The sequence below is a fragment of the Lysinibacillus sp. GJ-1 genome (assembly GCF_021166035.1).
Lineage (GTDB): Bacteria > Bacillota > Bacilli > Bacillales_A > Planococcaceae > Lysinibacillus > Lysinibacillus sphaericus.
Map to the genome: position 1 here is coordinate 2,774,506 of NZ_CP088912.1, position 24,268 is coordinate 2,798,773.

Genomic DNA, 24,268 nt, shown 5'->3' on the forward strand with positions numbered 1-24,268 from the left:
AAAAATAAAGGAGTCTTTGACATTGAAAATATTTGTTGCAATTGGCTTAGGAGGATGTTTAGGCGCTATTTCCCGCTATTATATTAGTATGCTAGCTGCAAATACGGCGGTCTTTCCATTTTCAACACTTTGCATTAATTTAGTTGGTTGTTTTTGTTTAGCCTTCCTTTTCACCACCTTTACTAACCGCACGCCCCTTGTACTCGGCATTGGTACAGGCTTTTTAGGAGCCTTTACTACCTTCTCGACATTTTCTGTAGAGACACTTTTACTGTTGGAAAATAGTAAATGGGGACAAGCACTCGCCTATTGTTTGATGAGTGTGTTCGGTGGTCTAGTATGCGCTTGGCTAGGTGCTCTACTTGCAAGGAGGCGGATGCAATGATATTAGTTGGAATAGGCGGATTTTTAGGTGCATTAGCAAGGTTTTACTTAGGTAAATGGATTGTTAGTACATATCCTTGGGCTACCTTTGTCATCAATATAACAGGTTCCTTTGTACTCGGTCTGTTAGTTGGTGCACATCTAAGTGATGCACTATGGCATTTCTTAGGAATTGGCTTTTTAGGTGCTTATACAACGTTTTCAACATTTGGTTTTGAAACATTGCAACTAATCGAAAAGAAACAATGGCATCTAGCGTTCCGTTATATTTGTAGTACTGTAATTGTCGGATTGCTCTTTGCAGCACTAGGGCTTTCCCTTATGCAGGGCGTCCTTAAAACATTAGAGGTGATTTTTTGACACAACCAACAATCGAGCAGCTTCAAGCTTTAGAGGCTGAAATTGAACATACATTATATACATTAATTGACTTAGAACTTGATGAAGCTTACCAAGAAATGACGACTCTATTTGCCAAATTACTCGCAAAGGTGCAAGCAGCGCACTTAATAGATTATAAGCTTGATGTACTAGTAGAACCTAATAATTACGCTACCGAAACGTGCCTATTACTCGAGAGTTTACTAGAAGCAAAAAATAGGCCCAACAAAAGACATCAGCTTTTAACGCATCGCATCATTTTAAAAATTTGGCTACGTAAAAATCGTCAATTTATAAATGAGCTATTACCACAGATGTTCTAAAAGCGTTAGACAAAACAAAGAAAGTGTTAGATTGACAGCAAAATCATCTAACACTTTTTTACTGTTCTATTTGCCGCTTTGGCAAGGTAAGTATATAAGCCGCAACTTGCTTGCGCGTTCTCTGTAATAATCTTCTCCTCCAACCTCTATCTTTGCAATCGATTGACCGTCACAAACAAGCTATTTTTTATGACACGCTTGCCTTTTACCCTCATAAAAATTATATTATGCTATTTCAATCCACTAAAATGCTCATTTTATCGGAACCTTCCTAATCTATACTCGTTTATTATTTATGAGAACGCGATGAAAATCGTTATCATTTCGTTCTATATAAACATTTTTGAGAGGTGTTTTGATGGAAAGAATAAAATTATTGGATGTTGCGAGAGGACTAGCCATAATTGGCACACTGGGAACGAATATTTGGATTTTTGGATCAGCTGGCTATTCAGTCGATTTAGATGAAACTGATATTTCAAGGATTGGTTCATATATATCTAAGTTTTCAGATTATTTGACGAACGGGAAATTTCTTGGCTTATTAACGATTATGTTCGGCATTGGCATGCAATTGAAATATGCTAGTTTCCAAAATAGGGGGCTCCCTTGGTTTAAACTGTACCTATGGTCTATGATATTGCTTTTTTTAGATGGGGTTCTTCATTTTATATTTGTTTTTGAATTTGATGTATTAATGAGTTATTCCCTAACAGGTATCCTCGTTGCATTTATTATTCAACACTCAGAGCGAGTCATGAAAATTTGTATGTTTATTGCAGCTAGTATTCACCTTTTTCACCAAGTCGTAGAAGGTTTTCTTATGGACAAAATTATGACGACTCAACTTGCACGAACATTGTTTCCAAACAATCCATATGCCAATATAAGTGCTAATCGTAGTAGTATTGCTGAACAAGCAGCATTAGTTCGTCAGGAAAATCAATTGCTTGAGATAGCTGGATTTTCATGGTGGGAGCAAGTTGTATACAGACTAGAACATTTTTGGGTTTTACGCTCAGAAGCGATTATGATTTTACCAATGAATGTTTTCTTATTTTTACTGGGTGTCTTCCTCGTCAGAAAAGGTTTATTGAAAATGGATGAACACGGCATTCGACTGCAAAACCGCCTACTATGGATTGGATTAGGTATTGGTATCCCATTAAATGCACTATCGTTTTTTAGTACTCAATTTGTCGTTTTAGACCGCTATGTTTTTGCCCCTGTTTTATCACTGGGTTATCTCGGTCTTGTCTTTTTAATCGCCCGCCATCAAAAGTTCGTTAAAACCCAACATTATATTAGTAATGTTGGCAAAATGGCACTTACATGCTATATCGCGCAAAATATCATTGCATCCTTTTTGTTCTATAATTGGGGACTCGGTCTATCCAACCATTATAGTCAACCATTAATCCACGCATCTTGGCTAGGCATTACGTTGTTTATGATTGTCTTTTCTACTTTATGGTTACGAAAATATAAACAAGGTCCAGTTGAAACCATCTGGCGTAAACTTGGCAATATCCCTGTGAAACGCCATCTACAAAAATTAACGTAATCCCTTTGATTGCATAGCGCCATTAAAACATGTATGTTCTTCCTAATGGCTAGCACATACATGTTTTAATTTTTTGCTTTATCTTCAAACTGACATTATAAAAACTCTACTTTCTGGCTATTTCAAAATAACGACAATTATTATTACAATAAAGTAATATAGAATTACTTTTAAGTCATCGTCAACTAGCTTTCACGTAAAAGATGAGGAGTACACTAAACATGAAAAAAACACTGACAATTGCTGGTTCTGCCGCACGTGGCGGAGCTGGTATTCAAGCAGATTTAAAAACTTTCCAAGAACTAGGGGTGTACGGCACTTCTGCCATTACGGCCTTTGTAGCAACACATCCTCGTACTAATCAAGGCGTTTTTACGCAATCGTTAGACGTTATTGAGGCACAGCTCCATACGATTGCAACGCAAATTGGCATAGATGCTTTAAAAACAGGGATGCTATTCACCAAAGATATCATTGAGCTTGTGTCAGACTGGCTCTCTACTGTTCAGGTCAAACATGTCGTAATTGACCCCGTTATGTTCGGTAAAGTAGGAACTGCATTAATGGAAGAAGGTGCCATGTCTTCTTTAAAGGATAAACTATTACCGCATGCAACAATTATGACCCCTAATATGCCTGAAGCAGAATATTTGCTCGGTGGTAAAAAACTGACGACTGCCACTGATTTACAGGATGCTGCCCGTGATTTACATAAGCTTGGCACGCAATTTGTACTCGTAAAAGGTGGTCGTCTCGATGGTCCAGCAACAGATGTATTATATGATGGCGTACGCATGGTAACATTGGAAGCCCCACGTATTGATACTATCCATACAAATGGAGCAGGTTGTTCATATTCTGCCGCAATCACTGCTGGCTTAGCACAAGGTTTAAGTGTTGAAGAGGCTGTTATTCAAGCTAAAAAGTTTGTTACTGCTGGCATTCGTCGAGCTATACCGTTTGAAACGGTTGCTGGAGCTATTGACCATCGTGCCTATAAAGCGTTTGGTGAACATGATATTACAGTAACTCGATACTCGTAATAATGGAACATGGCTTATCGTTATTAAAAGCAAAAAAAATCCGTGTGGAGCCTTTTGCAGGCTCAGCGGATTTTTTTATTTGTGTATCGTTGAAGACGAAATGCTAATATCTTAAAAAGAATATGCACGCATAACTTGGCATATTTCTACATGATAATGACTGTACCATTTTTCTTTCCCTAGTTGTTGTGCTACAACATGTTGTGCATTGTTTTTCCACTGTTGAATCGCCTCTAACGATTCCCAATACGATATAGTGATCCCCTGCCCCTCGGCATTTCTTGTACTTGCCACACGAAGAAAACCTGACTGCTGTTTTGCTAATACTTCAATGGCATCCGCCATTTTGGCATATCCTTCGTTGTCGTCATCCGTCCGTTGTGATGTGAAAATAACTGCATAATAACTATCCATCCTTTACTCCCCCTCCTCTTTCACGACTATTGTATACGAAAAATCCTATCCATTTAATTTCAATAAGCTATGTCGTGGCAGTTCTGCAAACTTCCGCTAGTATACATTGTAGTACTACCCTTTATAATGGAGGTATGTACTATAGAACTAACTTTTAGTCATTAAGCGATAGCCATCTCTATTGATTCAATTTACTTGGTGGTTCACACTAAAGATAGCTAAATGTGAAAAAAACAAGATGATATACTATTTTTTCAGTTTGCCTTCATTTTAGCATAGTATAATAATTTGAATATGGAAACAGGAGGGAACTAAAATGAAAATATTACTGGCAGAAGATGATAGTCGACTACGTAAAAATATTGTTCATATTTTAAAAAAAGAATTCCACCATGTTGCATCTGTCGATAATGGACAAGATGCCCTGAACAATACATTTTCTGAACAGTACGATTTAGTGATTTTAGATTGGATGATGCCTCAGCTAAGTGGTATTGCTGTTTGTCAGCAGTTACGACAAAGTGGCTTTAATGGCAGTATTTTAATGCTAACTGCCAAGGACGATACAGAAGATATCATTACAGGACTTGATAGTGGCGCTGACGATTATTTAGTAAAACCCTTTAAGATGGAGGAACTGTTAGCAAGGGTGCGGGCATTACTGCGTAGAAAAAATAAAGTGATTGAGCAAGTTGTCAGAGTAGATAATTTAACCTTACAAGTCGATGCGCGGACTTTTTTGCTTAATAATACCGAAGTAGAATTAACTAAAAATGAATTTTTGCTTCTTGAATATTTATTTTTAAATAAAGGTCGTGTTCTAACGAGAGAACAAATATGCATTTATATTTGGGGCTATGATTATGATGTATCTAACAATTCATTAGATGCTTTAGTAAAGCTTGTTCGAAAAAAAATTGATGATGGGCAAGTCAAATCACGCATTCAAAATGTGCGGGGCATTGGCTATAAATTGAGGGAATCTCATGTTTCATAAAACCAGAAAAAAATTATCTTATTTGTATGCCACACTCTATTTTTTATTGTTTTCGCTGTTTATTATTGTTCTTTATTTTTCTCTCGTTAAATTGATGGAAAATCAACAAATACAAGAATTAGAAGCGTTTTATATAAAACAGGAACATGATTATTTTGAATATGCAAATGACAACAAAAAAACCGTGAGCTATGATCCAAATCGGAATTATTTTTATTATATCTATACAAACGATCATCAATTTATCCATGGGGATGAATCTGTTAGAGGGCTTAAAACACAAGTAGAAAAAGCCTTTTCGCCAGACCGTCAAGTTCACGATGTCGTACGTCGTTTCGAATGGAAAGAACAGCATTTTCTTGTACTCAAAAAACCGATTAGCTATCATGAAAAAGTAGTCGGTTATATACTGATTGGGAAATCTGTAACAACACAACATCACTTTTTTCAAAAAGCAAGTGAGTTACTGCTACTATTAGCGTGTATTTCAACGATTTTAATCGGATTACTGAGCTACTACATGGCTGGCAAAGCGATGGTTCCTATTCAATGGTCATTTGATAAACAAAAAAAGTTTGTTTCGGATGCCTCTCATGAATTGCGCACACCACTTAGTATTTTTTATAGTTCACTCGATATTTTAGAACTTGAGGAAGCAAAGCATTTAACTCCTTTTGGCAAAGAGTTAATTACAGATTTAAAAGATGAGGCCCAATTAATGAAAGCACTGCTTGATAAACTATTATTTTTAGCGCGCCACGATCAACAGCAGGGCTTAGCTCATCAAGAAGTATTACAGCTATCTACTATGCTTGAAAAAATCAGTACTAAATTTCAGAAAATTATGCCCGAATCCATTCAATTTTGCACACAAATAGAAGAAAACATTGAACTACTTGGCGATGCAACAAAAATACAAGAACTGCTTTATATCCTATTAGATAATGCTATTGCCTATACAAAGCAAGGTCAGATTACATTGACACTTTCAAAACAAGCAAACCTTATCACGATTGCTCTAGCAGATAGTGGTATCGGTATACCAGAGCAGGAACTTGCCATGGTGTTTGAACGCTTTTACCGCAGTGACACTTCACGTCAACGCAATGGGACAGGGTTAGGTCTTGCCATTGCACAAGCGATTGTAGAACAGCATGGAGGAAAAATTTATGTTACGAGTACTGTAGGAAAAGGTTCAACGTTTTATATTGAATTTCCCGTTCAATAACATTTCTTAAATTGACTTAAAAAGCAACAGCATCAGCTTATTTCCTCTCAAGAAATAAGCTGATGCTTTTATTTTGAGCTCCTTAATGCTTGTGGTACTGTTTTGTCTTTTGTCTTCCTTCCTTGGCTGACCATTCTTGCTATCAATATTGAGAGAACACAACCTGCGGACGTAAAATAGAACAGCAGGATATATATGTTGTCTGTATCACTCCCAATAAGTATGCCGTGTAAAAGAGATAGGAGCCAAGCTGGCAATACGAGAAAGTGGATCGATTTCCATATTGAGCGATTCATCGATTTCAACCATAAATCTGAAGTTAATAGTACTAATAAAAATAAGTAAAAAGCAATTATCCCAAGTCCCGAGGCAATCGGTTGATAATGAGATGAAAAAGGGAGTAGCACTTCCACTAATGCATAGGGCTCGTAGTTATCGATGATGAGCACAAACATATGCGCAACAACGGTTATTAGACCTAACCACCCCGCGTTTTGATGAACTTGGTAAATTAAATTTTTATGTGATTTGACAAACGTTGATTTTCTTAACAAACCAAATACAATAGACACTGTAAAATAAAAATATGCTAAAAACCCTAATAACCGAATCCATTCCCATGTACTTGTTAACATACTTTCTCCCCCGTCATTGCCCAGTAACCTGCTTGATTTTCTTTTACAATAAAACGTGCACTGCGGTCGCATATTGCTTCAAGCCATTGTTGCTGTTTGGTCTCATCCACTAAAAAGCAAAGTTTTGCTCCAACTTCTGCATCACATAATGATGATGTTACGACCGTTGCTTGTATTACATCCGTGATCGCAACGTTTCCTGTTTGACCATTTAATAAATGATGCTTCCTGTTTTCTCCTTGGGTCCAACTTCTATAAATTCGATTAGAGGTAGCAATAGCGCCCGAAGCCATTTTTATAGAGCTTATTTCTTTGTCCACATCATAGGGATCGGCAACACCAATCGTCCATATTTTTTCACCTGACGACCACATTTTCATATCCCCACCCCCATCTATTAAGCCGTATTCAGGAGCTATCTCCGCCTCAAGCCATTGCGCTAATTTTTCAATAGCATAGCCTTTTGCAAAACCCCCTAAATCAATTTCTTGCTGTGCTATTTTCATAACTTGTTGATTGCTTAAAAACCGAAAAGGGTTACCTGCTATAATAGATTGGTTGTACATTGCCTCCTTTTCAATTGAGGTAAACGGAAAAGATTGATTGTAGCCATGTTGTTCAAGTTGTAATTTTAAATACGGTGAAAATAAACCATTTGTACGAAGATAATAGTCATTGGCCTGCACCAAACAATCGTAGAGGTCGTCACTTACTTGTAATGTTTGCCCGATTTCCAAATTATTCAATTGCCATAGTTCATTGTTCGTGCCAAACCTCGACCACTCTTGCGCTACATAACGAAGCCACTTTTCAGCTTTTTCTTTCCAATTCGTTTTGTTACTCTTTGCTATAGCTAGATAAAATTCCGTATTCATTACTTGTAATGTCAATGTATCCACTGTCATCATCCCTATCAAGTTCTTTTCGTTTTGCGCTCACTTTTGACTGCTGTTTGTTTTGTTATTTCAAAATTTGTCCAATCAAGCTGGACAAGCTCTTTCTCTTTCTTTGTCATACTCTCTTCTATTTTAGAAAATTGAGCATCAGTTGTTTCAGCTTGCGATGTGTCATTAAATTGTGATAGTAATGCAGCAGAAATAAGTACACCCGATGCGCCTAATAACCATTTTGCTTTTTTTGGATCTTTCATCGTTCTCCACGCTCCTACCTAATTTAATGGTTGACAGACAAACTGTTGATTTTCCTCTTGCCATTCGGCGATAAAGCCTAAGCCATTTGTTATGGCACTAATCGGTAAATAAAGCTCATTATTTAAATAAAAAGCATGTGCAGGTAATGGTGTTTTTACATCGTTATCGTAAGCAACATTTTTCCCTGCGCGATAAATAAGTTCATGATTGGCGTTTTGAATAACCAATATTTCACTTGTTTTGTAATAAGTCGTTGTTGCACCTAATAGCTTTGCCACTGTCTTGCCAGGTACAAATATTTCTCCGTCTTTTGGCATTGCAAACAAGTTTACCTCTTTATTTGTGCCTGTTACTTTTAATACAACTTGTTTTGAATCCGTAAAAGGTAGTGCTTCTTTATCGACAACAACGGATCTTGTCCATATATTCCATTTCCCTTTTTCATTCACAACGTTCGTTGTATCATAATTTTCGTATTGATCATCATCGTCGTCATAATCATCTTCATACTCATCTTCATACTCATAATCATAGTCGTCATCATGGTCATCGTATTTTTCATACTTTTCATGTTCATAACCATCGTGATCATAATCGTCATCATCTGCCTTAGCCTGCATGCCATTCGTTAATAAACCTACTACCAATAAACTAACTGCTACACTTATTTTTTTGTTTTTCATTTCCTTCACTCCTTCCATCATTAATAGTAGGACATGAAAATGATAGGAAACTGAATTTTCCCATATAAAAAACAAAAAAAGCTATTTCCACATACAGATTGACCTGTAAATAGAAATAACTTGTCATTGTAACGCTTAATGTGCGTGTAAAATCACCTTTCTTTTCTTCGAGAAAAGGAAAAAAGTTACGGTTAAACTTAAACTAATCATACCAAAAACAATACCCATTCCACTTAAGCCGATTAAATCAAGCATCATACCTGTTGACAACAGCACAATTTGGAACACAACCGAGTCAATCATATTGCGGAAGGAAAAGAATCGCCCGTGGTATTCTTTCGGTACTTGTTTTTGAAAAATCACCATCGTTGTTGGGAAAAAGCAACCGACAGAAAAACCAAATAGTCCGAATGTTAATAAAGCAAAGAACGTACTATCCGCTAGCAATAACATGAGCTCCATTAAGCCAATAATCAATGCAAGTCCGAATAATAATGTCCCTATTTTGACGCGCTCAGCAATATATTTGAGCCCCGCAGCCCCTAACATAAAGCCAATTCCTTCAACTGTATATAATAAACCAGAAATAGTCGTGGACTCATGCATTTCAGTGATTTTCATAATGACTAGATTAAAAGAGCCCAAAAATAATGTCGGAATTAACATTAAAACGAGTGTCATTAATACGACCGGATGCTCCTTTAGCATCGGGTACACGTCCTTAAATCTACCTTTTTCCTTGTCATTGACAGATACATTTACCGCTTCATCAAGCTTTAAACTATTTGTAATAAAATACATGATAATATACACAATTAGTGAAACAATATATAACCATTTCAACTCAAAATAGCTTAACACTAAGCCCGCTGCAGCGGTTCCGACAATTCTTGAAATCGTTCGAGCATTCATTTGCCATGCATTCAAAGTCATTAAATCTTTATCTTTGACAACTAATGGTATAATGGACTGTAAAGCAGGCATATAAAAGGCTGCTGCAATTTGTAACGTGATTAAAAATAATATCATCCATATTACAGAGTTGGTATACAGTGCAATAAACATAAAGAACACACTTAGAATACGACCTACACTCGCAAACTGAATAACTGTTTTTTTCTTTGATTGGTCAATCAACCGCCCTGCGAGTGGTGCGACAACAAGACCAGCTAATATACCAATTGAAATAATTAATGATTTATGGAAATCTGACGGCACGACTTTTTGCATAAATGCTAAGTTGCCAATAATTCCAGCCCATAAGCCAAGACCTACTACAAATTCACCTAATAAAATAATCCAAACATTACGTTTTCCCCACATGCTGTCTCCCCTCGTTGCCCAATATTAAATTTTTATAACATCCATCGTAACAAAATTATAAATAATCGTACATATAATTTTACAAATCTGGTATTTTATCGACGTGTGCAAACTCCTTTATTCTTGATTTATGTATCACTTTCGCTACTTATCCCTGTTGTACCATGTTGCTAAAGACATCATTGGAAATTCTTCAGCAACATCCAATCTTAATGGCGTAATTAGCTCAATAGAATTGCCATCTGGATCGGCAAAATAGATTGCCGCATGGGCATGTGGATGATTGGGTAAGACGAGCGGCTGTTGTGAGGGCGTAAAGCCAAATGCTGTTTTTATTTCAATGCCAATGGATTGTAACCATTGTTTCACTCGTCCTGCATCCTCTTCGTCGATTTTAAAAGCGAGATGTCGAATAGACGGATGGTAGTCTAATTGCGCTTCCTTACATTCCCACAAACCTATCCAACTTTGTCCTTTGACAATCCAGAAAAAGGCGAATTGCTGTTGCACATAAGCTAATTCAAGCCCTAGCTTTTCATAAAATATAATGGATTGTTGTAAATCGCTAACGGGTAAATGTGCTTCATATAATCCTTTTATCATGTGATCTCCCCTTATGATGAATGACAAAAGTATACTATTTTTTGAAAAAGGGAAAATCGTGCAAAAGGATGAAATATGCTTTTTTATAGTAATTAGCGGGCTTGCTAGCGTACAGATGTGTTACTACACTGTCAAACAAAATAAAGAGATGGGTTTTAAAAGCCCCATCTCTCCCTCTTTATTTACTATCTAAAGTGACTATCCCTTAACATATTTCAAAATTCGGAGTCAAACAGCACCTTTCACAATGTCTTACACTTTAAGCCCCTTCTAATTTACTAACAAGTGCTTTTCGTTTATAGTCCATAAATTTTTGAACGCATAACGTCATGATAAATAATAGACCGACCGCCGTAGCCATCATACCTGCAATGGACGTGTCCCAAAATTTAGCCAAATAATAACCAATAATCGCCGCTGCCCCTCCATATAACATACTGAATAGGAACATCTGTTTAATTGATTTACTAATTAAATTGGCTGTGGCAGTAGGCCCGATTAACATCGCCACTACTAAAATTGCTCCAACACTATCAAATGCTGCAACAGTTGTAAAGGAAACGGATGTCATAAAACCATAATGTAAGAAAAGTATTGGCACACCAATGGACGCTGCATAAACGCTATCAAAGGTTGCAAGCTTCATTTCCTTAAAGAATAATAATAGGAACCCTATATTAATGAATAATACAAGCAATAGTATCCAGACAGCTTTTGGCATTGTTATGGCAAAGAACGTCCATTTATCCCAAGGAACAAATGCGATTTCGCCCATTAAGATATGCTCAACATCTAAATGCACATGGCTAGCAAACAATGTAATTAGCAGAACACCTGCAGCAAATAATGTCGTAAAGACAACACCTATTGCAGCATCTTGCTGTATACCTGAAGAATGTAATAACTGCACTAAGTATGCCGTTAAAATGCCAGCAACCGCTGCACCTAATAGCATCCAAAATCCGTTTAATGTTTGCGTAATGATAAATGCCATCACAATCCCAAACAGCACCGTATGGCTAATAGCATCTGCGATCATCGACATTTTACGTAATATTAAAAAAACGCCAGCCATCCCACATGTAATACCAACCAAAAGACCCGTGATTATGACCCATAATTCAATCATCCTACTTCACCTTGCTTTCGAAACTGTTTTTTTCTAAAGTACTTATACATTTGCCCTGCTGGACTAAATAAATAAGATAAAAAGAAAATGGCAGCAGCTACTAAAACAATTAAAGGTCCTGTTGATAAGCCTGTACGCGTAGAACTAATAAAGGTTCCAACAATCCCTGACACACCACCTATTACTGCACTAACTACAAGCATTGAACTTAGCTTCCTTGTCCATAATTTGGCACTAACAGCAGGAATGATTAACAACGCTGACATTAAAATAACACCGACTGATTGAATGCCCGTTACAATTGTCATTACAATCAAAACGGTTAACGTCGCCTTTAACGCTTCAATCGGTAAGCCTATCCCCTTTGCATACATGGGATCAAAGATTAATAGTTTCCATTCCTTATAAAATAACAAACTAACTATTATAATAATTGTTGCACTTAAAAACAGCCATGTTAAATCCGCTTTTGTCATCGTTGCCGCTTTACCAAAAATAAAATTGTTAAGGCCACTCTGATTTCCTAGCGGGCTATGATTGACAACCGTTAAAAATACAACACCTACCCCGAAAAATACCGTTAGCACTAAACCAATAGCAGCATCTGCTTTCATTTTCGAAAATGAAACAATCCATTGGATACAGTAGACAGACAAAGCTGATGTTATACCTGCCCCAAGCATTAATATAGGTAAATCTTTTTGCCCTGTTAATAAAAATGCTAAGGCAATACCAGGTAATGCTTCATGTGCTGCAGCATCACCTACTAAACTTTGTTTTTGAAGAAAGGAAAAAGTACCTGTTATTCCAGCAGCAATCCCAAGCAACATCGTACCCATTAATACCCAAAGCAAGTTTCCCGTTAACATAGGCTGTTCGCTCCTAACATGTCTTGCATCATGAATAGTTTGCCACCGTATGTTTTTTGTAATTGTTCTGGTGTAAAAACTTCTTCCGTTGCACCGGATGCTAATATCGTTTTATTTAATAAAATTGTGTAATCAAAATATTCTTTTACTGTTTGTAAATCATGATGAACGACAAATATACTTTTTCCTTGTGCCTTTAAGCTTTTTAAAATATCAATAATTGTTTTTTCAGTAGCGGCATCAACACCAGCAAATGGCTCATCTAAGAAATAGATAGTAGCATTTTGTGCTAAAGCCCGTGCTAAAAATACACGTTGTTGTTGACCTCCTGATAATTGACCAATGGAACGCTGTGCAAAATCTTGCATGCCTACACTTTCCAAAGCTTGCTTTGCTAAAAGCTTATCTTGTTTAGATGGTCTTTTAAACAATCCAGTATGTCCGTATCTTCCCATTAGCACAATATCTAGTGCATTCGTTGGGAAATCCCAATCAACGGCATTGCGCTGTGGGACGTATCCCACGACTAAACTTTTTGGATCGAATAGCTTTCCTAGTATCTCTACTTTTCCTACCTTGTTTGGTAATTGATTTAATATCGCTTTTAAGAACGTCGATTTTCCCGCTCCATTAGGCCCAATAATTGCTGTAAGCCGACCGCTAGGCACTGTGACGTTGGCATTTTCTAAAACGGTTTTCTTATCATAAGCAACCGATAAATTTTCTACAGTTAATGCATTCATTTTTTCACCTACTTTAATGCATCGACAATAGTGTCGATGTTATGTTGATACATCCCAACGTATGTGCCTTCTTCTGTTCCTTCAGCGCCCATTGCATCTGAGAATAATTCGCCACCAATGGCAACTTCATGCCCTTTTTGTTTTGCCCCTTCAATAACAGCTTTCATCGCTTTATCGGAAACACTTGACTCTACAAAAATTGCTTTAATTTTGTTATCTACTAAAAAGTCCACCATTTCTTGAACGTCTTTCACACCATATTCAGCTTCTGTACTTAGCCCCTGTAAGCCGCGAACTTCAAATCCTTGGCTCTCTCCGAAATAGTTGAACGCATCATGTGCTGTTACTAATATTCGTTGCTTATCTGGCACTTCACTAATGCGCTTTTTAGCATACGCTTGTAGTTCATCTAATTTTTCCAAATACGTTTTTTCATTTGCTTTAAAGTCATCTTTAAACGTTGGATATTCTGCTACAAGCGTTTTCGTTACAGCATCCACAACTTGTTTCCATAAGTCAATGTTAAACCAAATATGCGGATCATGTAGAAGCCCTTCATCTTCACTATCGAGTAGATTTGCTTTATCCAACTTATCCCCAACAGCTAGCACAGTTTTATCTTTGGACATTTGATCAAAGATATCGAGCATTTGTCCTTCTAATTGTAGACCGTTATAAAAAATAACTTCGGCGTTTTCTAACTTCGATAAATCGCTCTGTGTTGCTTTATATAAATGTGGATCTACACTAGGCCCCATCAATGCCGAAACAGTTAAATGGTCACCGCCAATTTCTTTAATCACATCGGCAATATGCCCCGTTGTTGCAACAACGACTCCTTCTTTTTTTTCCGTTGCGCTATTTTCTGCGCTACAACCGAAAAGTAACATCATTAAAACCATTACACCTAAAAAACGTTTCATTACCATTACCGTCGTCAAAACCTTATAAAACGCTATAGCGTTTCGTTTACTTCTTACACCATCGAGCCTGAGATTTTGCCGAAGCTACTATCTTTATTAGCATTGTGGTGCTACGAATCCTACATTTTAACCGTATAATGTGCGATTAATCGACTAACGGTAAAGCTTATTGGGAAGCCAGTATGAGTCCAAGCTTACCCCATCACATTGATAGATTCTTTCCATTGTGGATGCTTTTTTATGAGCTTGTCACTGCAAATTTCTAAAGAAGGATAACACTTAACTGTTTCTATCAAAAAATATTGTGTGCATTTAATTGCTATTGTCTTTTGAATTTCACACAGCTTCTGTTGCCCAATGCCTTGCGAAAGATGTCTATTTTTTATCAGCCTCTTGTTCAACTGCAACTTTAATTGGTGGCTTAATTTTCCCACTCTTATTCGTTTTCTGCTGAAGATGATGATGCGGTTATTCGTTTAATTACATGGAAGTAAACGTATTACTATGAGTTGTTTTATAATGTTGCTTGTTTTGACGAAACGGTTTCCCTCCTTATACTTTTTATAATTTTCGAGAGACGCTTTCGCAGCAACTTGCGTAAACATTTCTCCATTTTCCGTTTGGACAGATGTGTATTTCATCTTTTTTCTAATCACGCCGCTTTGTATGGCGTATTAATTATTTATCATGAATTTTTTCATAAGCTGTTTCCAGCCCATCCAAAATATAATGATTGAAATCGCTACACCAACTGATTGGGTCATTTTCCATAACATCGTCAAAAACACTAGTATGCCTAGCGGAAGAATTGTTAGTTTCAAATCATCTAACTCTTTCATACAGTCACTCTTCTTTCGTTTGCGATATTTTGTTTCCCTTAGGAAAAATATATGCTTAATGAAAAGAAATTTCAACTGTTTTATAAAAATTTCTTTTAAAAAATTTTTTTCTTGCACACATTTTTTATGCACCCATCATAAATCAACTTTACTTTTTGTGCATCGTTTTATAAAAATTAGAGATGGCTATCCAGTTGTAACGGTGTAAAAGCTATAGTTGAAAATCGCTGATATCTTCCGTTATATCGTTCGTACAATGTAGCCCATCATATTCACTAGTAAAATTGACATGATCTTGAATTATTTGATAGAAACATTTGCAGTTTCCATCTATATCCTGCAAACTAAATATAATTACAGCTAGAAAGGAAGTATGATAATGAAACAATTAGTGTGTATATTATTGCTTTCATTACTTATCGTTGCTGGGAACTACAAAGTGGAGGCAGCCGGTTTTTCAGATGTAACGGAAGACCATTTTGCTTACGAGGCGGTTTTGTGGGCAGAAGAATATGACATTATCGATGGCTATGCGGACGGTACCTTCAAGCCGAATGCAACCATTACGGAGCAACAATTTGCAAAGTTACTTGCTAATTATTACGAACTAGAGTCCCCATATGATGAGTTAAAAAAGCAGACTACTGCTGGGAACTGGGCAGATGAGTATTATAATCGCCTAGCTAGTTACGGTGTACCGCTCAACGGGTATTTTCATAACAATATTCGAGCAAAAGCAATAAAACGTGGTGTCGTTGCACAAGCAATCACCCACCTTGCAGAGGGCAAACGCGGTCTTAATGAATCCATTCAATTTTTACTTGATTCCTATATTTCCACTGGACAAAACCCCAAGTATGAAAATCGTGATTTACAAAAGTTTTTTGGCGTTGCAAACCATATGACACGCGCGCAAGTTGTGACATTGCTTCACCGCATGGATTCAAGGAATTTTTATACGATTTCTGATGATGCACAAAACATTCACGAAAACCAAAGTAACGTTTCATTAAATGCACGAGCGATTAATGGGCAAAAGCAACTCCATAAATCCATGCAACAAGTAGCACCATCTAATAGTGCATGGGAAGGGACGTATACGTATTATTATAAATGGGGTAAAGGAGCGACTGATTTTAATCGCCGTGATGCTATTATTTCAAATGCTACAAGCAAGAGCTTCAACATTTCTTTGACAGCAAGCGATGGACAACAGTCTGGTAGCGTAGAAGGTACAGCTACCATCACGTCTAGCACAAAGGCTATCATGAACAAATCAGACGATGGAAACCGCTGTGTGCTTGAATTTGAACAACTAAAAAATGCACTTAAAATTATTGAAGTAGATTGCCGTTTTGCACATGATGAAGGAACGAACTTTTCAGGCACATTAAAAAAGCAATAAACAAAGGCGGAATATTAACGTCCAATGAAAATACGATAGGTAGAAGTAGCATACACTATGCTTAATTTGATTTGAGGAGGAATAACATGCACATTACCGCTTTGTATGGTAGCTCCAGACAACACAGCAATAGTGAGGAACTTGCCAACTATGTATTAGAAGGGATCTCCCATGAAAAGTTATATTTAAAGGACTTGAATATTGTACCTATTCATGATTTACGCCATGATGCACAAGGCTTTCAGTATGTAGAGGATGATTACGACTATATTATTCAAGCATTACTGACAAGTGATATCGTTCTTTTTGCCACGCCGATTTATTGGTATAGCATGTCTGGAATCATGAAAAATGTGATTGACCGTCTGAGTCATGCCATTCGTGATGAGCGTTTTCCACAGTTGAAAGAACAGCTACAGACAACAGAAGCGATTGTGCTTGCTGTTGGTGGCGATGATCCACGAATAAAAGGCTTACCGATGATTCAACAATTCCACTATATTTTTAACTTTTTAAATATGCCTTTTTCATCATACATTATCGGAAAAGCCAATAAACCTGGTGACATAGCGCAAGATGCATTAGCTCTGACACAAGCAACATTGCTAAATAAACAGCTTCAAGTCCGCACCACCTCCAAATGAACAAACGACCTGAATGCATGAAGCTTTCAGGTCGTTTTTTATAGCTATGCCTCTACTGAAATATGTTGGAACGTTGTCACATCAAATAACCCTGTATCCGTTAACTTTAAGGCTGGAATAACAGGTAGTGCCACAAACGAAAACGTTAAAAGAAAATGGAAATCTAAATGAGGATTAAGTTCATGAAGTGCATTGTGTAGACTTGCTAATTGGCTTTTAGCTTCATCTGCCGTTACATCCGTCATTAATCCACCGATTGTTAGCGGCATTTCTGCTAGAATTTGACCGTCAGCCACAATAACAAAGCCACCTTGAATTTCTTGAATACGCTTGAGGGCCATTACCATATCTGCATCATTCGTTCCAATAACTAACGCATTGTGTGAGTCGTGGGCTACCGTTGTTGCAACTGCTCCCTTTTGCAAACCGAAACCTTTCACGATACCTAGCCCTGTCGTATGCAATTGATGATGGCGCTCAATGACAGCAAGCTTTAGTAAATCCTGCTCTACAGATGGTACAAACACACCATCTGTGACAGGTACCTCTACGACCAAATGATTTGTAATCAGTTGGTTAGGAACAATTTCCATAACATTGGCTGTCGTGCCTTTTGTAAACGGAATGGCAAGCATATCAGTTGTCATGGCTGGCAAATGGACAGATTGATGGATATGTGCCGGCACTTTTGGTTGCGCACGAGCTGTTAACATTTCACCATTTTCAGCGACTTTGATTCCATCTTTCCAGACCGCTTTTGCACGCATTTCCTTTATATCTTCTACTACTATAAAGTCTGCTTTATAGCCCGGTGCTAAAACACCCCGATCGTATAATCGATAGCACTCTGCTACATTAATGGTCGCTAATTGAATGGCTTGCAATGGTTCCATCCCTTCTGCAATGGCCATTTTTACGTCAAAGTTAATGCTACCTTCATCCATTAATTCATCGACATACTTGTCATCGGTGCAAAAACCGAATCGACGGGCATTTACTGTATTTACTGCTGGTAATAAGTCACGTAAATTTTTTGCTGCGGAGCCTTCACGAATTAATACGTACATTCCTTGCTCTATACGGTTTAACGCCTCTTCTGCTGTCACACATTCATGGTCGGTATGAATACCTGCCACACGGTAGCCTGTAATTTGCGCGCTTGTTAAGCCTGCACAATGACCATCTACAACTAGATTTGCTTGTTGGGCTAACAAGATTTTTTCAAGCATACTGGCTTCGCCGTTTAACACAGCAGGAAAATCCATCACCTCTGCCAGACCACGAACATGGTCATTGGTCATAAAGGGTGCTAAATCTTTTGCTGTCAAAGTTGCACCTGCATGTTCAAAATGAGTGCCAGGCACACTTGACGGTAACATAACGAAAATATCCATTTCAGCTTTTTTAGCATCATCTAGCATAAACTGAATACCTTCTGCACCTGCGACATTAGCAATCTCATGTGGATCTGTGATAACTGTCGTAACACCATGAGGAACAAGGACACGACTAAATTCAGCTGGTGTAAGCATAGAAGATTCAATATGTATATGCCCATCAATTAACCCAGGAATTACATAATGACCCGCAGCATCTTCCTCATTATTAGCAGTAAAATGATTTTGGGTATCGAGGGCGATAATTTGCCCATTTTTCACAACAACATCGGCCTTTTTCCAAGTTAATGTAAAAACATCGGCAACAAGGGCATTGCGCAAAATAAAATCCGCCTCTAGTTTCCCCTGTGATGCGATTATGTTATTTGTTAGTTGCTGTAGTTTTTCTACCATATTGAGCACACTCCCTTTTTATTTATGACCTATCATGCATGAATACTGAAGGAGATTCAAGTCATGAAGATTGTTTCACCTTCTATTTCCTTGTCACAATGCCTTCAATAGGATAATTTCCTCACCATTATAAACTAGTTCTTACGCTTGAAGCCGTTAGCGGTAAAGTTCTTGAGTGGAACGGAGGGGATGACTCCTATAGGTGTGCACTATGGTAGGTACTTTGCGGTATAAAAAACGACCATCTATCAATGGTCGTTTGTAAATTCTAACTCTTTTGGTGGCTCACCTTTTTTGTTCATCAATCGCATACGAATGGGTTCAATTTTAAGTGTTACCATTTCATCTTTATTGCCAATGAAAATTCCTGTGAAAAATTCTGCTAATTTATTTTTCAAACCTTCCTCTTGAATTTCCGTTAACTTCCCTTCTATCTCAACAAAGGTATCACCAAATCCCCTATTGTCGTAGCCATATAAAATATGTGTATACGGATTTTTCGATAGCTCCTCGATTTTCTCCGAATGCTTATTTGTTACGGTATACAACACGAAGTCTTCATTTTGGAATGTCATATAACGTGAATACGGCTTGCCATTTTCAACGGTTGCCATCGTTCCTATTTTTTCTCGATTTAATACTTCTAAAATTTCATCACGTACCGAAGTCATTTCATCCCATCCTTTCATATTGTTATTTTACCCCTCCATCCATAAGCTAAACCCGCATTTTTTGAAAAATATGAAATGACTATTTTCGAGGTTTTTTCAAAACTATTGCTATAATGTTTTGTTAGACAACATGAATTTTTTAGAATGAGGGTATTCAAAATGAAACAAGCTTTTTTTACACGATGTCTGTTTTTCATCGTTGGCATTATCGTATTATCATTTGGCGTCACGTTAACGATTAAAGGGCAATTGTTTGGCGTTGGTTCATGGGATGTCTTACATATAGGTCTAGCCAAAACGTTTGGTCTAACGATTGGCACTTGGTCCATCCTCATTGGCTTAGCCATTTTAGCTTTTGATATGTTAGTGACGAAGAAGTTTCCTTTGCCAGGTACATTTGTAGATATGTTTTTAGCTGGTATTTTTATTGATATCTTCAACTTCTGGCTTCCTGATATTGAGGGTTTTTGGATGCAATTATTTGCTTACCTCACTGGATTGCTATTGCTTGGCTGGGGCTGTGGTATGTATATGGTAGCTAATTTAGGAATTGGCCCACGAGATACATTAATGCTTTTGATGGTTCATAAGCTTGGCTGGAGTGTCACACGTGCTCGTACTTTGATGGAAGTAACAGTAGCGATCATCGGCTTTTTCCTCGGAGGACCTATTGGTGTAGGAACAGTCCTAATGGCTTTTGGTCTAGGCCCTATTGTACAAGTAGCATTAGCCTATAACGAGAAATTATTTACAAAATGGACTGGTGTGAAGAGCGCGATTATTTAAAATCATACAAATGAAAAAAGGAGCCTTTTATGGCTCCTTTTTAGTTACAAGGATACTACACTTTTTATTCCCTCGGCTCAGCTGTATTTTGTCCCGTTGCTTCTATTACCTCAGGCGTACCATCTACTGTTTCCTCTTGCTCATTTTCTGCTGGTGGTGGTGTAATGGTCACTAATGTATAGTCATCTTCATTGAGAATTTCAAAATGGAAGTTTTGACGAATATCCCCCACATACAGCGAAGTCCCAATAGCAACATTGGTTACATCGATTTCTATCGTTTCTGGTATTTCCGATGGCTGTACTTTAATGCGTATATCACGATTTGGTTGTAACAGGAAACCACCATCTTTTACACCTATCGCTTCCCCTACAACGGAAACAGGAATATCGACTTCTAGCTCCTCTGACATATTGATTGATTTAAAGTCAACATGCTTCACATGACCTTTTAATGCACAGCGTTGAACTTCATTTAACACGGCATTTATTTTCTTGCCTTCCACATCTAATTGAAAGACACTTTTACTACCGATTTCACTTAACACTTTCGCAAACATTCTTGCGTCAAGTGAAATCGACGTCGGCTCCATTTGATAGCCGTAAACAATGCCAGGAATGGCACCACTTTGTCTTAGTTTAGTTAGTGTTGAACGTTGTCCTTTATGACGGGTTGTAGCATTTAAAATGGTACTCATTAGCATTTTCCCCTTTCGTGAAAACTAGTCTCATAAAAGGTTTTGCCCGTTATGTTGATTTTTATACCTTTCATACGATTAACTATTCTTTTCTACTTCTAAAATTTTGTCATTAATAAGCTATTTTTTCCTTCAACTTGCTAAAAGCACTCATTAGCTCTTTGTCGCGATTCGATGCTCATACATTCCCGTCATTTGACGTTTAAGAAGAACAAGTATTAGCGCTATTCCTGCTATTATTGTGCACATCATAAACATCATGGCATATGAAGTGAATTGCACAACGAAGCCCATGAAAAAGCTACCTGCCCCAAAACCTAAATCATATGTAGCTAAATAGAGCCCTAGCAATGTGTAACGCGCTTCCTTTGGTATAGCAAAGGACATATATGTAGTAACCGTTGGATAGAGCATTGCCGATGCTAAACCATTAAAAATAGCGGACATATAAACGAATGACCCAAGCATGGGTAACATGGCAAGTAATGTCGTACCGAGCATTGAACTGATTAAAACTATCGAGATAAACATTGGATGCCATTTACCATCAGAAGGGATATATTGGCGGCATAAAAAACGGCTACCGACAACGACAATTGCCTGTAAAAATAAATATAGCGCTGGATTGGCAATACCTTCCGTTAGCATATAAAGTGGTACAAAAGTAGAAATAGCTCCAAATACGGCAGCGCCTATTGCCATGACAATAGCTGAGAGCATTAGCCCTTTATGCTGTTTTGTACGCTTTAAAGCATAAAGCATGTCGTTAAGTGAAATCCGTTGTTTTGCTGCTTTTATTTTCGGTAAAGGCGAACGAATAAAGCAAAATAATGGTGCGATTGCTAAAAAGACAATAAATGCCAGTAAATAATGCAGTTCAAACTGGCTCCAAAGTAACAATGCTACTGCAGGCCCGTAAATTGCAGGCATTACGGTGGATAAGGAATACATCGACATCCCCTGCCCACGATCTTCATCTTGTAACACATCTGCTATGCCAAGTTGCATGGCCATCGAGAAAAAGGCTGTGATGACGCCTTGTAGTATCCGCACAATATAGAGACTATCAATGCCAAATACGACATAAATAAGTAATGCTACCGCGTGGGCTAGTAATAGCCATTTCATAATAGTATATGGACTATGTTGTGCTACCATCTGCCCAGCAAATGGACGTAAAAACATACAGACAAGCATATACATCGCCATCATCACACCGATTTGACTTTCTTTAAAGCCTCCCGCTGCTGCCTGAACAGGAAAAATAACGGTTAATACGGCATTTGCCGTAAAGAAAAACATAGCGAGTCCATACATTTGGAGCATGCGGCCCGATAATGGACGATACCTCATGAAACATGCTCCTCTCGATCAAATCCTTGCGGTTGAGAAGGATGCTTACAAGGAATCGGTAATCTTGCTGCTAATAGTCGTCTACTTACTGGATGTGTCATGTTGTCAATTTGTGTTACATCGCTTACAAACTCGACAATTTCCCCTTTATCCATCACAGCTACTTCATCAGCAAATAACTGTACTGCATGTAAGTCATGGGTAATAAAGAAGTAACTAAACCCTTTTTCCCGCTGTAACTGTTTCAGTAGTTTTAATATACTTATCTGCACAAGTAAATCTAGGCTATTGATAGATTCATCGAGGACTATTAGTTTAGGCTCGGTTGCAATGGCTCTTGCTATCGTCACACGCTGTAATTGCCCCCCACTTAATTGATGCGGATATTTATCGGCATCTCTTGGGGCTAATCCAACTTGTACAAGTAACTGTTCGATTTTCTTTACTCGTTCTGCCTTCGATAGTGATAGGTGAAGTTCCATTGGTTCCGCAATAATGTCCTTTATTTTCATTTTCGGATTGACCGCACTTTGGCAATCTTGAAAAACCACTTGTATATTTTTTTGTAACAGTTTCTTTGACGCTTTCACTGTCGTACACACATTCAAGTTATCAAATAGAATCGCGCCACAATCTGGTTGTTCTATCCCTAATACAAGCTTGCCAAGTGTTGTTTTCCCGCTACCACTTTCACCGACAATTGCTAAGCATACACCCTGTCGAAGTGTTAATGTCACATCTTTCACAGCCTGTATTCTTTCTTTTATACGAAACCAGCCTTTTTGCTGATAGCATTTTGAAACATGTTGTATCATTAACATGATGTTTCCTCCTGTCTTACCCAGTGACCTTGCCTATATTCATATAATTCACCGCTTACTTCCCCCGTCCATGCATCCACTAATTGTTCAAGCGAGTATTTATTATCCTTCGCTGCTAATAGTGCTTGTGTATAGGAATGAACAGGCTCCACTAAAATACAGTTAGCAGGACCATATTCCATAATTTGCCCTCGGCGCATAACCACAATGATATCCGCCATTTTGGCAATTACGCCTAAATCATGTGAGACAATCAGCATACTTGTATTTGTTTGCTGTTGATATAATGCTAATTCCTCTAAAATCTCAAGTTGTGTCAACGTATCAAGAGCTGTCGTTGGTTCATCGGCTAATAACAGCTTCGGGCTAAGACTCGCTGCAAGAGCAATCATAATGCGTTGGAGCATCCCACCACTTAATTCATGTGGATATTTTTTTAAAATTGATGGATCCGGTAGTTGAAAGCGCGCTAGTTGTTGTGCGGCTAATTTTAGTGCCTGTTGTTTTTTCACAGGGGTATGTGCTTGCATCGTTTCAACGAAATGATCGCCAACTGTAACCAAAGGGTTAAACATAGCCATCGGATTTTGCATAATAAGCGCAATATCATTACCTCGAAGCTGTCGCATTTCTTGCTCGTCCATGGCTAATAATGAACGTCCTTCAAATAAAATATCACCATTATAGCGTCTAGAATCCCGAAATAGTTGCATAACTGCATGACACAACATCGTTTTACCACTGCCACTCTCTCCAACTATACCGACTGTTTGACCAGCAGGAATCATCATACTAGCATCTCGTACGACTTGTTTTTCCCCATTCTCGGTTTGTATCCAAATAGAAAGTTGTTGTATTTCTAACATGTC

28 protein-coding genes are annotated in these 24,268 nt (G+C 37.8%); 10 read left to right on the forward strand and 18 right to left on the reverse strand.

Going from position 1 to position 24,268, the window contains the following annotated elements:
* The first annotated feature begins 22 nt into the window (after positions 1 to 22).
* The 5 genes from crcB (LO754_RS13730) to thiD all read left to right on the forward strand — a co-directional run bounded on the left by crcB (LO754_RS13730) (position 23) and on the right by thiD (position 3,695).
* Positions 23 to 385 carry a fluoride efflux transporter CrcB gene (gene crcB, locus LO754_RS13730; protein WP_069513222.1) on the forward strand — a complete coding sequence of 121 codons (363 nt, stop codon included), beginning with the start codon at positions 23 to 25 and terminating at the stop codon, positions 383 to 385.
* Positions 382 to 744 (forward strand): fluoride efflux transporter CrcB, encoded by a 363-nt coding sequence (crcB, locus tag LO754_RS13735; RefSeq protein WP_025219831.1) that lies wholly within the window; start codon positions 382 to 384, stop codon positions 742 to 744. The genes crcB (LO754_RS13730) and crcB (LO754_RS13735) overlap by 4 nt, the downstream gene beginning before the upstream one ends.
* Positions 741 to 1,088, forward strand: a complete 348-nt coding sequence (locus LO754_RS13740; RefSeq protein WP_024361011.1) for a hypothetical protein — start codon at positions 741 to 743, stop codon at positions 1,086 to 1,088. The genes crcB (LO754_RS13735) and LO754_RS13740 overlap by 4 nt, the downstream gene beginning before the upstream one ends.
* A 358-nt stretch (positions 1,089 to 1,446) precedes the next feature.
* On the forward strand, positions 1,447 to 2,652 hold the full coding sequence (locus LO754_RS13745; RefSeq protein ID WP_231784612.1) for a DUF418 domain-containing protein: 1,206 nt from the start codon (positions 1,447 to 1,449) through the stop codon (positions 2,650 to 2,652).
* A gap of 221 nt (positions 2,653 to 2,873) precedes the next feature.
* Entirely contained in the window at positions 2,874 to 3,695 is an 822-nt protein-coding gene (gene thiD / locus LO754_RS13750; protein ID WP_024361013.1) for a bifunctional hydroxymethylpyrimidine kinase/phosphomethylpyrimidine kinase, read from the forward strand.
* Between the two features lie 111 nt (positions 3,696 to 3,806).
* On the opposite strand, the gene LO754_RS13755 is transcribed toward thiD, so the two are convergent.
* Positions 3,807 to 4,109, reverse strand: coding sequence for an antibiotic biosynthesis monooxygenase family protein (locus LO754_RS13755; protein WP_231784613.1), 303 nt, complete (start codon positions 4,107 to 4,109; stop codon positions 3,807 to 3,809).
* Between the two features lie 316 nt (positions 4,110 to 4,425).
* Here LO754_RS13755 and LO754_RS13760 point away from each other — a divergent pair, with 316 nt between their 5' ends.
* Together LO754_RS13760 and LO754_RS13765 are read left to right on the forward strand one after the other, a co-directional pair.
* A complete protein-coding gene (locus tag LO754_RS13760; RefSeq protein WP_024361015.1) occupies positions 4,426 to 5,106 on the forward strand; it encodes a response regulator transcription factor in 681 nt (226 codons plus the stop codon).
* Positions 5,096 to 6,334: a sensor histidine kinase gene (locus LO754_RS13765; protein ID WP_025219832.1), complete on the forward strand. Its 1,239-nt coding sequence runs from the start codon at positions 5,096 to 5,098 to the stop codon at positions 6,332 to 6,334. Before LO754_RS13760 ends, LO754_RS13765 begins: the two co-directional genes overlap by 11 nt.
* A gap of 68 nt (positions 6,335 to 6,402) precedes the next feature.
* On the opposite strand, the gene LO754_RS13770 is transcribed toward LO754_RS13765, so the two are convergent.
* From LO754_RS13770 to LO754_RS13820, 11 genes are all read right to left on the reverse strand, one after another.
* On the reverse strand, positions 6,403 to 6,969 hold the full coding sequence (locus LO754_RS13770) for a ferric reductase-like transmembrane domain-containing protein (RefSeq protein WP_231784614.1): 567 nt from the start codon (positions 6,967 to 6,969) through the stop codon (positions 6,403 to 6,405).
* Positions 6,963 to 7,868 (reverse strand): FAD:protein FMN transferase, encoded by a 906-nt coding sequence (locus LO754_RS13775; protein WP_025219833.1) that lies wholly within the window; start codon positions 7,866 to 7,868, stop codon positions 6,963 to 6,965. Before LO754_RS13775 ends, LO754_RS13770 begins: the two co-directional genes overlap by 7 nt.
* Before the next feature lie 14 nt (positions 7,869 to 7,882).
* The gene (locus LO754_RS13780) at positions 7,883 to 8,119 is read right to left on the reverse strand and encodes a hypothetical protein (RefSeq protein ID WP_231784615.1); all 237 of its coding nucleotides are present in this window, start codon (positions 8,117 to 8,119) and stop codon (positions 7,883 to 7,885) included.
* Between the two features lie 18 nt (positions 8,120 to 8,137).
* On the reverse strand, positions 8,138 to 8,803 hold the full coding sequence (locus tag LO754_RS13785) for a copper amine oxidase N-terminal domain-containing protein (protein WP_231784616.1): 666 nt from the start codon (positions 8,801 to 8,803) through the stop codon (positions 8,138 to 8,140).
* Positions 8,804 to 8,938: 135 nt separating this feature from the next.
* On the reverse strand, positions 8,939 to 10,126 hold the full coding sequence (locus tag LO754_RS13790; RefSeq protein ID WP_229386959.1) for an MFS transporter: 1,188 nt from the start codon (positions 10,124 to 10,126) through the stop codon (positions 8,939 to 8,941).
* Between the two features lie 144 nt (positions 10,127 to 10,270).
* The gene (locus LO754_RS13795) at positions 10,271 to 10,729 is read right to left on the reverse strand and encodes a VOC family protein (RefSeq protein ID WP_024361022.1); all 459 of its coding nucleotides are present in this window, start codon (positions 10,727 to 10,729) and stop codon (positions 10,271 to 10,273) included.
* Positions 10,730 to 10,988: 259 nt separating this feature from the next.
* Positions 10,989 to 11,858 (reverse strand): metal ABC transporter permease, encoded by an 870-nt coding sequence (locus tag LO754_RS13800; RefSeq protein WP_231784617.1) that lies wholly within the window; start codon positions 11,856 to 11,858, stop codon positions 10,989 to 10,991.
* Positions 11,855 to 12,727, reverse strand: coding sequence for a metal ABC transporter permease (locus LO754_RS13805; RefSeq protein WP_231784618.1), 873 nt, complete (start codon positions 12,725 to 12,727; stop codon positions 11,855 to 11,857). Before LO754_RS13805 ends, LO754_RS13800 begins: the two co-directional genes overlap by 4 nt.
* Positions 12,721 to 13,470, reverse strand: coding sequence for a metal ABC transporter ATP-binding protein (locus LO754_RS13810; RefSeq protein ID WP_024361025.1), 750 nt, complete (start codon positions 13,468 to 13,470; stop codon positions 12,721 to 12,723). Before LO754_RS13810 ends, LO754_RS13805 begins: the two co-directional genes overlap by 7 nt.
* Positions 13,471 to 13,478: 8 nt before the next feature.
* Complete coding sequence (locus tag LO754_RS13815) at positions 13,479 to 14,393, reverse strand: metal ABC transporter solute-binding protein, Zn/Mn family (RefSeq protein WP_231784619.1); 915 nt, start codon at positions 14,391 to 14,393, stop codon at positions 13,479 to 13,481.
* 674 nt (positions 14,394 to 15,067) lie between these two features.
* Positions 15,068 to 15,232 carry a hypothetical protein gene (locus LO754_RS13820; RefSeq protein ID WP_162832707.1) on the reverse strand — a complete coding sequence of 55 codons (165 nt, stop codon included), beginning with the start codon at positions 15,230 to 15,232 and terminating at the stop codon, positions 15,068 to 15,070.
* A 379-nt stretch (positions 15,233 to 15,611) separates the two neighbouring features.
* Between LO754_RS13820 and LO754_RS13825 the strand changes: the two genes are divergently transcribed.
* Positions 15,612 to 16,637: an S-layer homology domain-containing protein gene (locus LO754_RS13825; RefSeq protein WP_231784620.1), complete on the forward strand. Its 1,026-nt coding sequence runs from the start codon at positions 15,612 to 15,614 to the stop codon at positions 16,635 to 16,637.
* Positions 16,638 to 16,723: 86 nt separating this feature from the next.
* The gene (locus tag LO754_RS13830) at positions 16,724 to 17,281 is read left to right on the forward strand and encodes a flavodoxin family protein (RefSeq protein ID WP_231784621.1); all 558 of its coding nucleotides are present in this window, start codon (positions 16,724 to 16,726) and stop codon (positions 17,279 to 17,281) included.
* Between the two features lie 44 nt (positions 17,282 to 17,325).
* Here LO754_RS13830 and ade read toward each other — a convergent pair whose 3' ends face one another.
* Both ade and LO754_RS13840 read right to left on the reverse strand, forming a co-directional pair.
* Positions 17,326 to 19,071: an adenine deaminase gene (gene ade, locus LO754_RS13835; protein ID WP_231784622.1), complete on the reverse strand. Its 1,746-nt coding sequence runs from the start codon at positions 19,069 to 19,071 to the stop codon at positions 17,326 to 17,328.
* A gap of 248 nt (positions 19,072 to 19,319) precedes the next feature.
* Entirely contained in the window at positions 19,320 to 19,742 is a 423-nt protein-coding gene (locus LO754_RS13840) for a pyridoxamine 5'-phosphate oxidase family protein (RefSeq protein WP_231786329.1), read from the reverse strand.
* Positions 19,743 to 19,901: 159 nt separating this feature from the next.
* Between LO754_RS13840 and LO754_RS13845 the strand changes: the two genes are divergently transcribed.
* Positions 19,902 to 20,528, forward strand: a complete 627-nt coding sequence (locus LO754_RS13845) for a YczE/YyaS/YitT family protein (protein WP_024361031.1) — start codon at positions 19,902 to 19,904, stop codon at positions 20,526 to 20,528.
* Positions 20,529 to 20,592: 64 nt separating this feature from the next.
* On the opposite strand, the gene LO754_RS13850 is transcribed toward LO754_RS13845, so the two are convergent.
* The 4 genes from LO754_RS13850 to LO754_RS13865 all read right to left on the reverse strand — a co-directional run bounded on the left by LO754_RS13850 (position 20,593) and on the right by LO754_RS13865 (position 24,265).
* Positions 20,593 to 21,225 (reverse strand): 50S ribosomal protein L25/general stress protein Ctc, encoded by a 633-nt coding sequence (locus LO754_RS13850; RefSeq protein ID WP_024361032.1) that lies wholly within the window; start codon positions 21,223 to 21,225, stop codon positions 20,593 to 20,595.
* A gap of 153 nt (positions 21,226 to 21,378) precedes the next feature.
* Positions 21,379 to 22,578 carry a staphylopine family metallophore export MFS transporter CntE gene (cntE, locus tag LO754_RS13855; protein ID WP_024361033.1) on the reverse strand — a complete coding sequence of 400 codons (1,200 nt, stop codon included), beginning with the start codon at positions 22,576 to 22,578 and terminating at the stop codon, positions 21,379 to 21,381.
* The gene (locus LO754_RS13860; RefSeq protein WP_229386964.1) at positions 22,575 to 23,399 is read right to left on the reverse strand and encodes an ABC transporter ATP-binding protein; all 825 of its coding nucleotides are present in this window, start codon (positions 23,397 to 23,399) and stop codon (positions 22,575 to 22,577) included. The genes cntE and LO754_RS13860 overlap by 4 nt, the downstream gene beginning before the upstream one ends.
* Positions 23,393 to 24,265 carry an ABC transporter ATP-binding protein gene (locus tag LO754_RS13865; protein WP_024361035.1) on the reverse strand — a complete coding sequence of 291 codons (873 nt, stop codon included), beginning with the start codon at positions 24,263 to 24,265 and terminating at the stop codon, positions 23,393 to 23,395. Before LO754_RS13865 ends, LO754_RS13860 begins: the two co-directional genes overlap by 7 nt.
* Positions 24,266 to 24,268 lie beyond the last annotated feature (3 nt).